The organism is Candidatus Infernicultor aquiphilus (assembly GCF_002784285.1).
GTDB classification, from domain to species: Bacteria; Atribacterota; Phoenicimicrobiia; order Phoenicimicrobiales; family Phoenicimicrobiaceae; genus Infernicultor; species Infernicultor aquiphilus.
In genome coordinates, this window is sequence record NZ_PFKO01000090.1 from 1 (window position 1) to 461 (window position 461).

Genomic DNA, 461 nt, shown 5'->3' on the forward strand with positions numbered 1-461 from the left:
GGTTTTCCCTTCATCTCTGTTTTGGTAAATTTTCCATAAAAACGAGCAGCATCACCTATTTTTGAGGCAGCGATATGATCAGGATGAGCATCTATCCAATAAGGAACAAAGATAATATCAGGATGAAGCCTTCTGATAATTTCAGCTAATTCCTGACGAGTTTCTATTTCATCCCGGAGATATCGATTGGGAAAATCAAGAGTGATTCTTTCTTCTATACCCAATAGTCTGCTTGATTTAACACTCTCTTTTTTTCTTGTCTCGGGATTGCCTCGAGGGGTAGGCTCACCATCAGTTAAATCTACGATAGTAACCTGATGGCCAGCTTTGGTAAATTTTAATATAGAACCCCCCATCCCCAATTCCACATCATCAGGATGTGGTCCGATAGTAATTATATTAAGCATCTTTTTACCTCACTAGCTATAATTTATAAATTCCCCAAAACTGCCCGTGCAATA

At 38.6% G+C, this 461-nt stretch carries 1 protein-coding gene; it reads right to left on the reverse strand.

Going from position 1 to position 461, the window contains the following annotated elements; genetic code table 11:
* The coding region (locus COZ07_RS02570) for a PIG-L family deacetylase (protein WP_406607029.1) at positions 1-407 on the reverse strand (407 nt) is incomplete at its 3' end.
* Between the last annotated feature and the right edge of the window lie 54 nt (positions 408-461).